This window comes from Aeromicrobium sp. UC242_57 (assembly GCF_044452305.1).
Classification (GTDB): Bacteria; Actinomycetota; Actinomycetes; order Propionibacteriales; family Nocardioidaceae; genus Aeromicrobium.
This window is the reverse complement of the sequence record NZ_JBIOAM010000001.1, coordinates 370,638-382,360: the sequence shown is the minus strand read 5'-3', so window position 1 is coordinate 382,360 and position 11,723 is coordinate 370,638. Positions and strand designations below refer to the sequence as shown.

At 67.8% G+C, this 11,723-nt stretch carries 11 protein-coding genes and 2 pseudogenes; 9 read left to right on the top strand and 4 right to left on the bottom strand.

Annotation, left to right across the window (positions count from 1 at the left end; all coding sequences use genetic code 11):
* Position 1 precedes the first annotated feature (1 nt).
* Together ACHMWU_RS02560 and ACHMWU_RS02555 are read right to left on the bottom strand one after the other, a co-directional pair.
* On the bottom strand, positions 2–172 hold the full coding sequence (locus ACHMWU_RS02560) for an Ig-like domain repeat protein (RefSeq protein ID WP_396041525.1): 171 nt from the start codon (positions 170–172) through the stop codon (positions 2–4).
* The gene (locus ACHMWU_RS02555) at positions 165–2,693 is read right to left on the bottom strand and encodes an amidase family protein (protein WP_396041524.1); all 2,529 of its coding nucleotides are present in this window, start codon (positions 2,691–2,693) and stop codon (positions 165–167) included. The genes ACHMWU_RS02560 and ACHMWU_RS02555 overlap by 8 nt, the downstream gene beginning before the upstream one ends.
* A 132-nt stretch (positions 2,694–2,825) precedes the next feature.
* Here ACHMWU_RS02555 and ACHMWU_RS02550 point away from each other — a divergent pair, with 132 nt between their 5' ends.
* The 4 genes and pseudogenes from ACHMWU_RS02550 (at position 2,826) to ACHMWU_RS02535 (ending at position 7,492) form a co-directional block, all read left to right on the top strand.
* Entirely contained in the window at positions 2,826–3,644 is an 819-nt protein-coding gene (locus ACHMWU_RS02550; protein ID WP_396041523.1) for an ABC transporter ATP-binding protein, read from the top strand.
* A 94-nt stretch (positions 3,645–3,738) separates the two neighbouring features.
* Complete coding sequence (locus tag ACHMWU_RS02545; protein ID WP_396041522.1) at positions 3,739–5,310, top strand: ABC transporter permease; 1,572 nt, start codon at positions 3,739–3,741, stop codon at positions 5,308–5,310.
* Positions 5,311–5,343: 33 nt separating this feature from the next.
* Positions 5,344–6,853 (top strand): annotated as a pseudogene (locus ACHMWU_RS02540) (acetyl-CoA hydrolase/transferase family protein).
* A gap of 66 nt (positions 6,854–6,919) precedes the next feature.
* Positions 6,920–7,492, top strand: coding sequence for a GNAT family N-acetyltransferase (locus tag ACHMWU_RS02535; protein ID WP_396041835.1), 573 nt, complete (start codon positions 6,920–6,922; stop codon positions 7,490–7,492).
* 14 nt (positions 7,493–7,506) lie between these two features.
* On the opposite strand, the gene ACHMWU_RS02530 is transcribed toward ACHMWU_RS02535, so the two are convergent.
* A complete protein-coding gene (locus ACHMWU_RS02530) occupies positions 7,507–7,839 on the bottom strand; it encodes a hypothetical protein (RefSeq protein ID WP_396041521.1) in 333 nt (110 codons plus the stop codon).
* Between the two features lie 722 nt (positions 7,840–8,561).
* Between ACHMWU_RS02530 and ACHMWU_RS02525 the strand changes: the two genes are divergently transcribed.
* The 3 genes from ACHMWU_RS02525 to ACHMWU_RS02515 all read left to right on the top strand — a co-directional run bounded on the left by ACHMWU_RS02525 (position 8,562) and on the right by ACHMWU_RS02515 (position 9,781).
* Positions 8,562–8,750, top strand: coding sequence for a TetR family transcriptional regulator (locus tag ACHMWU_RS02525; RefSeq protein WP_396041520.1), 189 nt, complete (start codon positions 8,562–8,564; stop codon positions 8,748–8,750).
* Complete coding sequence (locus ACHMWU_RS02520; protein ID WP_396041834.1) at positions 8,744–9,274, top strand: TetR-like C-terminal domain-containing protein; 531 nt, start codon at positions 8,744–8,746, stop codon at positions 9,272–9,274. The genes ACHMWU_RS02525 and ACHMWU_RS02520 overlap by 7 nt, the downstream gene beginning before the upstream one ends.
* Before the next feature lie 93 nt (positions 9,275–9,367).
* Positions 9,368–9,781, top strand: a complete 414-nt coding sequence (locus tag ACHMWU_RS02515) for an SRPBCC family protein (RefSeq protein ID WP_396041519.1) — start codon at positions 9,368–9,370, stop codon at positions 9,779–9,781.
* A gap of 4 nt (positions 9,782–9,785) precedes the next feature.
* Here ACHMWU_RS02515 and ACHMWU_RS02510 read toward each other — a convergent pair whose 3' ends face one another.
* On the bottom strand, positions 9,786–10,418 hold the full coding sequence (locus ACHMWU_RS02510; RefSeq protein WP_396041518.1) for a TetR family transcriptional regulator: 633 nt from the start codon (positions 10,416–10,418) through the stop codon (positions 9,786–9,788).
* Positions 10,419–10,576: 158 nt separating this feature from the next.
* Between ACHMWU_RS02510 and ACHMWU_RS02505 the strand changes: the two are divergent.
* Positions 10,577–11,326: pseudogene (locus ACHMWU_RS02505) on the top strand (ferredoxin reductase); the annotation flags it as partial.
* 67 nt (positions 11,327–11,393) lie between these two features.
* A complete protein-coding gene (locus ACHMWU_RS02500) occupies positions 11,394–11,678 on the top strand; it encodes a 2Fe-2S iron-sulfur cluster-binding protein (protein WP_396041833.1) in 285 nt (94 codons plus the stop codon).
* The last annotated feature ends 45 nt before the right edge of the window (positions 11,679–11,723 follow it).

The following is an 11,723-nucleotide window of genomic DNA, read 5'->3' as shown; positions in this document are numbered from 1 at the left end:
CTCACTCGGCGAGACCTTCGAGCTTACCCGCATACGAGGCCGTCACGACGTGCGTGCCGACACTGACGTTCGCCGGCAAGGTCACCGTCGCCGAACCGTCCGAGAGCGTCCCGGTGACCGACTTCCCGTCGACCTTCACCTTGATGGTCCCCGTGGCCTTCGGATCACTCACGACCTTGACCGTTGCCCGCGTCGGCTTGCCGTACGTCGTCGCCGTGGCGGCCAGCGAGACCGTCGTCGTCGATGTCGCCGGTCCGCTGAACGTCAGGGACGGAGCGAACTCGGTGTGGATCTGACCGGCTGCCTGCTTCTCGAGCGCGTACCCCATGCCCAGGACGTCCTTGTCGGTCCAGGCCCGGCCCATGATCTGGATCGAGTTGGACTGATCGTCGTTGTTGACGCCGATCGGAACGATCGCCGTCGGCAGGCCGATCGACTGGGTCAGCACGCCGCTGGCACGGTCCGCAGCTGAAGACCGCCGAGCTCGCATCGTTGTTGCCTGCGGCCGTCAGGAAGCCCGGGTAGATCACGGCATCGACCGGCTGCGCAGCCGCCGTGTCCATCCACGTGCTGGCGTTGACCTTGTACGCGTCTCGACGGGCCAGCAGGTTGGTGACGCTGGTGTCGTCCATGGGCTGCGACGTGTAGTTGCCCGACACGTTGTAGGGCAGGTTCAGCTGGCTCTCCATGAGCTGCTTGGTCGTGTACGGGAATGCTGCCGGCCGCTCCTCGGCAATGTAGCGCTCCCAGCCTTCGGCACCGGCGCTTCCCGATGTCGGGTAGCTGGACGACGGCGGGTTGACCGGGGCCCCGGTCATCGGCACCAGCGTGCCGCCCGCAGCCTCGATCGCGGCCTTCGCCTGGTTGAGGGCCACCGTTCCGGCATCGTCGTCGCTGACCTGTGTCGACACGAAGGACGCCGGCAGGTAGCCGATGACCTTGCCCTGCAGGGCATCTGTCTTCAGGGCCGACTTCCACTCCGTCGGACGCAACGAGTTGTCGACGCGGGACGTCAGCAGGTCGTCGGGGTTGTTGCCCGTGGTCTGCGTCGCCGTCGCGTCCAGCATCGATGCCAGGTCGGTGACGTTCTTGGCGATGGGTCCGGCGTAGTCGGTCGCCCAGGTCAGCGGCATGACGCCGTTGGTGCTGGTCAGGCCGTCGGTTCCGCGGAACGTCGCCAGGCTCGCACCTGTCGTCGGCGCGTACAGGGAGACGCCGGTCTGCGTGCCCATGGCCGCAGCTGCCAGGTCGGCGCCGACCGCCGTGGCAGATCCACCGCTCGAGCCGAAGGACGACTTGGACGGGTAGAGCGCGTTCCAGGTCTGCTTGAACCCGCTCTCGCTGAACGAGCCCGAGTTCGCGAACTCCGACAGGTTGGTCTTGCCGATGATCACGGCGCCGGCCTCGCGCAGCTTGGCGACCTGCCAGGCATCGGCGCCGGTCTGCCACGACTCCAGTGCACGGGTTCCGCCGGAGGTCGGCATGTCCTTCGTGTCGTACAGGTCCTTCAGGGCGATCGGGATCCCGAGCAGATCTCCGGCAGCACCGTCAGCGCGGGCCTCGTCAGCGGCGACGGCCTGCGCGACCGCGGTCTTGGCCACGGTGATGAACGAGTGGAAGCCCAGCTGGCCTCCGTCGTAGGCCTCGATGCGGTCGAGGTACGCCTTGGTGATCTCGACCGAGGTGACCTCACCGGACACCATGTCGGCCTGGAGCTCGGCGATCGTCTTGCCGGCGACGTCGTAGGCGACGTCGGTGCTGCTCGACGTCGGCGCATCGGCGGCGGGCAGCACGAGCGGCTGGGCGCCGGTGCAGGCCGTCGCGTACGCCGTGAGGTCCCAGTTCTGCAGCGTGCAGATCTCGTCGAGGGTCAGGTTGCTGAAGTCTGGGGCGGCTGCAGCAGCGGCCGTGGCCGTCGTGATCGCGCTGGTGTCGGCGACTGTGCCGACCAGGACGTACTGCATCAGCGAGACGGTCTGACCGGGCTCGATCGTGAGCTCGCGGACGAAACCGATGTCATTGGCCTTGCTGCCCGACTGCGTGTAGGCGGTTGTGAACGGATTGGACTGCTGCTCACCGAGAGCGCTCACGCCCGAGCCGACGACGACGCCGGTGGGCCGGTAGTTGCCACTCGTGGTCGCCGTGATCCACGTGTCGGACGGCTCGACGACGGCGTCGCCGTTGGTCGTCGCGTTGACCGTGCCAGCCGTCGTGGCAGCCGCACCGTAGCCGAGCGAGCCGCCGAACGACACGTCGACGGTGACGTCGTCGGTCGAGGAGTTGGTGAAGGTGTCGAAGAACGACGCGGTGTTGGTCGCCGCGACGACCTGGACCTTGCGGGTCATCGCGACGTCTCCGAGCCGCACCGACTTGGTCGAGCGGTAGGACCCTGCACTGCTCGCGGTGAGCCCGAAGCCGCGCATCATCTGGTCGTTCATGCGCGGGGCATCGGCCCCGTCGACATGCACGAAGATGTTGCCGAAGCCTTCCATCCGGGACCCGGAGACGTTGCGGATGCTGCCGGTGTCGAGCGCGGGTCGACGCGAGTCGTTCATGGACCAGCTGGCGTTGTTGGCGCCGGCAACCGTGCTGATCGCCTGGGCCGGTGCACTGACCGCGAAGGCGCTGAGACCCAGCGCCAAGGCTGTCGGCACGGTCAGCAACCGCGTGCGTCGACTGAAGAGTGATGACATGAAGTGGTGTGCCTCTCGACGATGGGAAATCGATTCAAGCCATGTCTATTCATCTCTCGTGTCCGGTCGAAGCCAGCCTGATGACAACCGCGTTAATCGTTTCTCCATCGAGATGCATGCCAGTCTGGACTCATGCGCACCGATCCCGACGGCAACGACGTGGTGCAGGTCCACGGACTCATCAAGTCGTACGGCCGGTCCCGTGCGCTCGACGGCCTCGACCTGACGATCCGGGCCGGCGAGGTGCACGGCTTCCTCGGTCCCAACGGTTCGGGCAAGTCGACGACGCTGCGGGCGCTGCTGGGGCTGCTGCGGGTCGACGGCGGAGCTGCGAGCGTGTTCGGGCTGGATCCCTGGCGTGATGCCGTGGCGATCCACCGACGACTCGCCTACGTCCCCGGCGATGTCGCCCTGTGGCCCAACCTGACCGGCGGCGAGACCGTCGACCTGCTGCTGCGGATGCGTGGCGTGGATCCCACGACCTCCCGCAAGGACGAGCTGGTCGACCGGTTCCGGCTCGACCCGACGAAGAAGGGACGTGCGTACTCCAAGGGGAACCGGCAGAAGGTCGCGCTCGTTGCCGCGTTCTCAGTCGACACGGAGCTGTTGATCCTCGACGAGCCGACGTCGGGCCTCGACCCGCTGATGGAGCAGGTGTTCAACGAGTGCGTCGCCGAGCACACTGCCCGCGGCGTGACGGTCCTGCTGTCGAGCCACATCCTCGGGGAGGTCGAGCACCTTGCGCAACGGGTCACGATCATCCGCGAGGGGCGGACGATCGCGAGCGGTTCGCTGGCTGAGCTGACGTCATCTCCGCCGCAGCCGGGTGCGCGCCGACGTCATCGGCCCTCCACCGGACCTGACCGGCATCCCTGGCGTCCACGACCTCGTCGTCGATGCTGGCACCATCAGCTTCACGGCCGATCCGCAGGCCCTCGCCCCGAGCGATGAGCAAGCTCGCAGAGGCCGAGGTCACGACGCTCAGCAGCGCTCCCCCGTCCTTGGAGGAGCTGTTCCTGGACGCCTACCGGGACACCGCGACGCCATGACGGGAACTGCCCTGCTGATCCGTCAGGCGCTGGGCCGCGACCGTTTCCTCGTCCCTGCGTGGATCGCGATCCTGACCCTGACCTGCTACGCCAGTGCGGCAGCGACGTCCTCGCTGTACCCGACGGTGGCCGATCAGGTCCGCGCTGCAGAAGGCATCAACGCGAGTCCGGCGATCATCGCGCTCTACGGGCCGATTCTCGACGTCGACAGCCTCGGCGAGCTGGCCATGACGAAGATGACGGTCTTGTACGCGCTGTTCGTCGCCGTCATGTGCATCGTCGTGGTGCGCCGCCACACCCGCGGCGAAGAAGAATCCGGCCGGCTCGAGCTGGTCGGCGGCACCGCTGTCGCGCGTACCGCTCCGTTCATGGCCGCCGTCGCGGTCGGCGCCATGGCATCGATCGCCCTCGGGATCCTGGCTGCCGCTGCCAACATCATCGGCGGTCTGCCCGTCAGTGGATCGGTCCTGTTCGCAGCATCGTGGACCGGCGTCGGACTGGTCTCGGTGGGAGTCGCGGCGACCGCCTGCCAGCTCTCGGCGAGCTCACGCACGTGCACCGAGATCGCGGCGGCGATCATCGGCTCGTTCTACGTCCTGCGGGCCGTCGGCGACAGCACCGAGACCACCTGGCTGAGCTGGCTCTCCCCGTTCGGGTGGTCGACGCAGCTCAGCGCCTGGTCCGCGCCACGGATCTGGGTGCTGCTGCTGTTCCCGGCCCTTGCTGCTGTCCTGCTCGGCGCAGCCACGGTCCTGCAGGCCCGCCGGGATCTCGACGCGGGCGTGCTCGCCGCTCGTGCCGGTCCACGCTCCGGCTCGCCCCGGCTGCGCAACGTCGTCAGCCTCACGATGCGGCTCAACGCACCCTCGCTGCTCGTCTGGACGGTGGCAACTGCGGTCCTGGCCATCGTCTTCGGTGCGATCGTGCCCCAGTTCGACGACCTGCTCGACTCGCCCAGCGCTCGCGCCGCGCTCGAACGGATCGGCGGCGCCGGCGCGCTCGACGACACGGTCTTCGCCGCCGTCATCTCGGTCGTGACCGTCGTGCTGACGGCCTTCGGGGTCAGCGTCGTCAACCACAGCGCGACCGACGAGCGGAGCGGACGCACCGAGCTCGTCCTCGCGACCGGGACGTCGCGACAGGCCGCGTTCTGGTCCACCGCGCTCGTCGCCATCGCGGGCATGACGTGGTTGCTGCTCGTCACCGGCGCCGCCCTCACCCTCGGCTACACAGCCGCCGGCGGCTCTCCGGGCGGCGAGCTCGTCGCGGCCTGCCTCGCCCAGGCTCCAGCAGGATGGCTCGTCCTGGCCCTGACCGTGCTCGCCTGGGCCTGCCGAACCGCCTGGTCGGTCGTCGGCTGGGTGCTGCTGGCGCTGTTCCTGTCGCTGGGTCAGCTCGGCGAGCTGCTCGACCAACCCAGGTGGGTCACCGGCATCTCGCCCTACTCGCACTCGGCATCGATGCCTGCACAGGCCTTCGACCCCGGGGCCGCCATCCTCCTGACCGTTCTCGCCTGCCTCGGCCTGCTTGTGGCCGCCCGTCGTCACGGACGCCGCGACCTCGGGTGACCGAGTGCCCGGCCGTTCACGGACAATGAATCCATGACGCTTCGCATCACCTGTCCGACGCTTCAGGCGAAGGTCCAGTCGGCCGAGGCCGCAGCCGCCTACATCCAGCACGGCGACAACGTCGGTTTCAGCGGCTTCACCGGTGCGGGGTACCCGAAGGCGCTGCCAGCGGCGATGGCTGCCCGCATGGTCGCAGCCCATCAGCGTGACGAAGACTTCCGGGTCGGACTGTGGACCGGCGCCTCGACTGCCCCGGATGCCGACGGGACGCTGGCCGCGGCCGAAGGCATCTCCACCCGCCTGCCCTACAACTCCGACCCCACGCTGCGGGCGTTGATCAACGCCGGGCAGGTCGACTACATCGACGCCCACCTGAGCCACTCGGCCCAGCACATGTGGTTCGGCTTCTACGGCAACCTCGACGTTGCGGTCGTCGAGGTGACCGCGATCCTGCCCGGCGGGATCCTGGTCCCCAGCAGCTCGGTCGGCAACAACAAGACATGGCTCGACCAGGCCGACCGGATCATCCTGGAGGTCAACCACTGGCAGCCGCGCGAGCTCGAGGGCTTCCACGACATCTACTACGGCACTGCGCTGCCTCCGAGCCGTCGGCCGATCGAGCTGACCGACGCGATGCAGCGCATCGGCGAGCCCTATCTGCGGGTCGACGTCGACAAGGTCGTTGCGGTCGTCGAGACCAGCAGCCCCGACCGCAACTCTCCGTTCTCTCCCCCTGATGCCACCTCGGCTGCCATCGCCGAGCACGTCGTCGACTTCTTGCGGCACGAGGTTGCTGCGGGCCGGATGCCCGCCGACCTGCTGCCGTTGCAGTCGGGTGTCGGCAACGTCGCCAATGCCGTGCTGGCCGGCCTCGGCGGCAGCGAGTTCACCGACCTGGTCGCATTCACCGAGGTGATCCAGGACGGCATGCTCGACCTGATCGACAGCGGCACCCTGCGAGCAGCATCGGCGACGTCGTTCGGGCTCTCAGACCTGGGCGTGCAGCGGTTCATGGAGAACATCGACTCCTACAAGGGGCGCATCCTGCTGCGTAGCGAGGAGATCTCGAACCACCCCGAGCTGGTCCGCCGTCTGGGCGTGATCGCCATGAACGGGTTGATCGAGGCCGACATCTACGGCAACGTCAACTCGACCCATGTCATGGGCAGCGCCATCATGAACGGGATCGGCGGCAGCGGCGACTTCGCCCGGAACGCCTTCCTCAACTTCTTCCTGACGCCGTCAACCGCCAAGGGCGGCACCATCTCGACGATCGTCCCGATGGTCAGCCACGTCGACCACACCGAGCACGACGTGCACGTCATCGTGACCGAGCACGGTCTCGCCGACCTGCGCGGACTCTCGCCGCGGGCGCGGGCCGTGCGGCTCATCGAGCAGTGCGCCGATCCGGCGTTCCGGCCGGCACTGCTCGACTACACCGAGCGCGCCTGGACCGACCGTCCGACAGCCCGGCACACCCCGCACCTGCTCGGTGAGGCGCTCGAGCTGGCACCAGCGCTACCTCGACACCGGAAGCATGTAGTCGGTGGAGCCCACACAGGTCTTCGACGACTGGGTCAGCACCTGGACCCACGTCCGCGCACTGTCCATGAGCCGTCTCGACGGCTGGCCGTTGATCCCGGTCGCCTCCGTGACCCGTGAGAGCGAGCTGGTCTGCCTCGACCCGGGTCTCGACGAGTTCATCGCCCTGAGTCGACACATCGCCGCCGACCCGCGAGCCATGCTGACGGTCGTGGCCGACGACATCACCCCGTACCGGTTGCTCGACCTGCCGGTCGGCACCCGGGTCGATCGCGACGACGAGACCCTCATGACGACGGACTTCGCCGAGGCCCCCATCCCGGCGCTCGACGACGAGTTCACGTTCCGGTGGGATGTCGACGACCACCGCCTGACCTACTCGGTCGAGTCAGGTCAGGCAGTTGCCGCGGTAGGCACGGTCGGCATTCTCGGCGACACTGCGACCTTCGACGCGGTCGAGACGACGCCGGCGTTCCAGCGACGCGGACTCGGCCGGCACGTCATGGCGACGTTGTCGCAGCAGGCTCTCGGCCGCGGCGCCCGACGCGGCGTCCTGGCCGCAAGCGGCCAAGGTCGCCAGCTCTATCTCGCGATGGGCTGGCAGCCGCGGCTGGAGATGCTGTCGTTGATGGGAGCTTGAGTCACCGCACGTGGTCACTGCTCGGCGCTGCGCCGGCACACGTCCTCCCACGGCGTGGGCTCCATCGCGAAGTGCTGGCGCGCAGCGGTGTCGTCGAGCACGTACGGGCGCGTCCACTGGTACGAAAGCTGACGCAGCTCGCGCATCAGCGGGACGACTCGAGCCATCGCACCGAACACGACGTCCGGGACGGCTGAGACCTTCGGAGCCGGGCGGCCGACCGCCGCCATGACGTCGGTCAGTGCCTGCTGCTGGGTGCGCGGCGCATTGCTCGGGACGTGCCAGGTGTGACCGTGCGAGGTCTGGTCGTCGGCGGCGGCGACCAGCAGTCGCGCCGTGTCGAGCACGTCGGTGAAGGTGTGCGGCTGGTCCTTGCGCCCCCAGCACCCAGGCGCGCTTCCCTGCCAGCATCCCGGGAACCTGACGAGTCACGTGGCCGTTGGCGCCGACGCCGAGACCCATGTAGTCAGATCCCCGTACCTCGACGGCTCGGATGCGCCCCGCGTCGTGCAGCGCCAGCGCATCAGCCCACATCTGGGCGCGCAGAACTCCCTTGTGGTCGGTCGCAGCATCGGGCATTCCCTCGTGCATCGGGCCGTCGACGGGGCCGTACGGATACAGGTTGCCGGTGATCGCATACGTCGCACCAGATCGTTCGGCCGCCACCAGCAGGGCGGACGCGAGTGGCGGCCACACTGTCTGCCACGACGTGTAGTCGCCGGGATCGGCGCAGTTGTAGAGCGCCGACATGCCTTCTGCAGCACCGGAGAGTGCATCGGCGTCGGACGCATCGAGGGCCAGGTGGGCAACTCCTGCGATCCCGGTGTCGGTGCCGGACCGGGTCGCGACGACGACGTCGGATCCTCGATCGGCGAGCAGTCGGGCCGTGTGCCGGCCGACGGGGCCTGCGCCGATCACGAGGTGGCGGTCAGACATGAGCTGTCCTTTCGAGAGCGAGTTCGTTCCGAGAGCAGTGCTCTCAGAACGAGTCTGACATCGTGCCGCAGCGAAAGCAAGAGCGGCGCTCTCGGTTGTTGCAACTGCTCTCTTAGTAGGCAAGAGTGAGCACATGGAGAACAAGTCCCGGACCGCGAGGCAACGAGCCCGGCAAGAGATCACTGCCGAGATCCTGGCCGCCGCACGCGCCCGGCTCGCCGACGCCGGCCCCAGCGAGCTCTCGCTGCGCGCCGTCGCTCGCGACGTCGGCATGGTGTCGTCGGCGGTCTACCGCTACTTCCCCAGCCGGGACGGCTGCTGACCGCACTGCTCATCGAGGCGTATGACGAGCTCGGGCAAGCCGCCGAGGACGCCGACGACGCCGTCAGCGATCGCACCGACCTGGCGGCCCGCTGGCTCGCAACCTGCCGGGCGACCCGCGCCTGGGCCGTCACCCACCCGCACGACTACGCACTGCTGTACGGCTCCCCCGTCACCGGCTACGCCGCCCCGCAAGACACCGTGGCCCCCGCGACCCGCGTCATCATCCGGCTGGCGACGATCGTCATGGCCGCCGACCCCCACCCGGGCCCGCCAGTGGATCTGCCGTTCGACGCTGCGGTGCGTGGTGCGGCCGAGGCCCTGGCAGAGCTCGGCGGACCCTCGCGCGACGATGCGCCCGCCGAGACAGTCGGTCGGACCCTCATGGCGTGGAGCACGATCTTCGGCACGATCTCGTTCGAGCTGTGGGGCCATCTGGTCGGTTCTGTCGACGACCATGAAGCCTTCTTCGACGCCGTCGCCCATCGCCTCTGGACGGACATCACCACGAGTTGGCAAGCCTGACAAGTGAGAAATGCCTCACGCCCAGAATGCGGCACAGATCGTCCCGACGGGGTTGAATGAAGAGTTAGCAAATCGCAGCACGTGAGGATCTACATGCCCCGCATCTCTCGTCGTACGTTCGTTGCCGCTCCCGCCGACGTCGTCTGGTCGCTGACCGACGACTTCGCGCAGTGGCACCCGAAGCTTCCGATCTACGCTGACGGCCCCGAAGCCTCCGCCGAGCTCGTCGTGACGGTCGTCGCGAAAGATCACGATGCGCGGACCTTGTCGTACCACATGCCTGATCCTCCGTTCGAGATCAAGGACCACCGCGCGACCATCACGGTCGAGGATGCCGGCGAAGCCTGCTCGTACGTGACCTGGTTCGCCGAGTTCACCGCTGACCCGTCCGCGCTCGCCGAGCTCGAGGACTCCATCGGCGACGACGTGTTCGCGCAGGCCCTCGACAACCTGGCCACCGCCGCCCAGGACTCCTTCGGCAACGCCCAGGTCGCCTCGCTGGCCTGACGGGTCAGCTGACCCAGTCTTTGAACCCGAGGACGATCAGGCGCATCTGGCGCCTGGCCCCTTCCTTGATCTGCTCTTCGAGGTCGGGGCGTCCATCGGGCATCTCGACGACCTCTTCGGCGTTCGTGACCATGTTGCGCACGAACAGCCGAGACACCATGTGCACATCGTCCGACGTCCAGTTCTCGATGTTGGGCAGCCGGGCGAGCACGACCGCCAGCTCGCTGACGAACAGGTCGAGCTCGTGACGGATCGCCTGCCGCACCGCGTCTGATCCGCTGACCCGCTCGCGAGCCACGAAGGCGAAGTGCGCCTTGCTCTGCTTGACCGTCTCGACCAGCACCTCGGCTGCCGCGTCGATGATGTGCTCGAACACCTCGGGATCGCGCTGCGCGTCGCGGATCATCCGACGCAGCGTCGAGAACGACTGCTCGACCAGCGCCAGCCCCAGCTCGTCCTTGGACTCGAAGTGTCGGTAGAAGGCCGTCGGGACGACACCGGCATGACGAGCGACCTGTCGCAGACTGATCTGCGCGAAGCCCTGCGTACGGGCGAGCTCGAGCGCAGAAGCCAGGATCGCCTGGCGGGTGCGCTCCTTCTGCTCTTGGCGCGAGGCCGTCTGCGCCGTCTCAGTCATGCCGCCAGCCTAGCGCGGCGCGAAGTTGAGTGCACACGTGTTTCTCTGGTGCGCCAGGTCACTCGGCGCGTCTGTTGCGCGAAACCGGACCGTCGTGCAGACTTTGAGTGTACGCACGTTCACTCAGTTCTGAGATTCGATCCTGACAGGGGGTAACGATGGGCATCGTCCGAAAGGCACTGACCTCTCGGCCCGTCGCATCCTTGACCTCACCGTTCACCGTCGATCACTACCTCGAACAGATTCATCCGATGCTGGCCGCCGCCAACGTGCGCGCCAAGGTCGTCGAGGTCATCCACGAGACCGGTGCCGCGAGCACGGTCGTGATGCGCCCCAACGGCGCCTGGAACGGGTTCGTCCCCGGCCAGCACGTGCAGTTCGGCGTCGAGGTCGACGGCACGCGGCGCATCCGGTGCTTCTCGGTGTCCAGCTCCGCTTCCAGGACGGGCAAGACAGCCAAGGACAAGACGTTCAGCGTCTCGGTCAAGGCTCATCCCGACGGCTACGTGTCGCAGTACCTGCACAACGAGCTCAAGCCCGGCACGATCGTGTTCCTGTCGCAGGCCGAGGGCGAATTCGTCCTCCCCCGCGAGATCCCCGATCACCTGCTGCTCGTCAGCGGCGGCTCCGGCATCACGCCCGTGATGTCGATGGCTCGCACGTTGCGCGACACCGGCCACCGCGGCCAGGTCACCTTCTTGCACTACGCCCGCAGCCGCGACGACGAGATGTTCACCGCCGACCTCGACGAGCTCGCAGCCAGCAACATCGACGTCGTCCGGGTCTACACGCGCCAGCCCGAGCCCGGCGCCGACATCTCGGGCCGATTCCACGTCGACCACCTCAAGCACCTGGGCATCGACCCGACCGACACCCTGACCTACGTGTGCGGTCCGGCCGGGCTCATCGCCTCGGTCCGCGACACGTACGAGGGAGCTCGGAGCGGCCGACCAGCTGCGCCAGGAGTACTTCAAGGTGCCGAGCGTCGACATCAACGCCGCCGATGCCACCGGCACCCTCACCTTCGACAATGCGTCGATCGAAGCCCCCAACTCCGGCGCCACGATCCTCGAGCAGGCCGAGGCCGCCGGCCTCAAGCCCGCCTTCGGCTGCCGCATGGGCGTCTGCAACACCTGCGCCGTCAAGAAGAACAGCGGCGCCGTACGCCACGTCGTGTCGAGCGAGATCTGCGCCGACACCGACGAGACCATCAAGATCTGTGTCCAGGTCCCCATCGGCGACGTCAACGTCGCACTCTGAGCTAGGGAGAACCCGCATGGCCCTCATGTCCAAGAAGTCACGGAA

What these genes read in the sequence shown, in the direction of transcription:
- ACHMWU_RS02550 (WP_396041523.1), top strand. Translation starts at nt 2,826, where the DNA reads ATGCGCACCGATCCCGACGGCAACGACGTGGTGCAGGTCCACGGACTC.
- ACHMWU_RS02525 (WP_396041520.1), top strand. Translation starts at nt 8,562, where the DNA reads ATGGAGAACAAGTCCCGGACCGCGAGGCAACGAGCCCGGCAAGAGATC.
- ACHMWU_RS02515 (WP_396041519.1), top strand. Translation starts at nt 9,368, where the DNA reads ATGCCCCGCATCTCTCGTCGTACGTTCGTTGCCGCTCCCGCCGACGTC.
- ACHMWU_RS02555 (WP_396041524.1), bottom strand. Translation starts at nt 2,693, where the DNA reads ATGTCATCACTCTTCAGTCGACGCACGCGGTTGCTGACCGTGCCGACA.
- ACHMWU_RS02545 (WP_396041522.1), top strand. Translation starts at nt 3,739, where the DNA reads ATGACGGGAACTGCCCTGCTGATCCGTCAGGCGCTGGGCCGCGACCGT.
- ACHMWU_RS02535 (WP_396041835.1), top strand. Translation starts at nt 6,920, where the DNA reads ATGAGCCGTCTCGACGGCTGGCCGTTGATCCCGGTCGCCTCCGTGACC.
- ACHMWU_RS02510 (WP_396041518.1), bottom strand. Translation starts at nt 10,418, where the DNA reads ATGACTGAGACGGCGCAGACGGCCTCGCGCCAAGAGCAGAAGGAGCGC.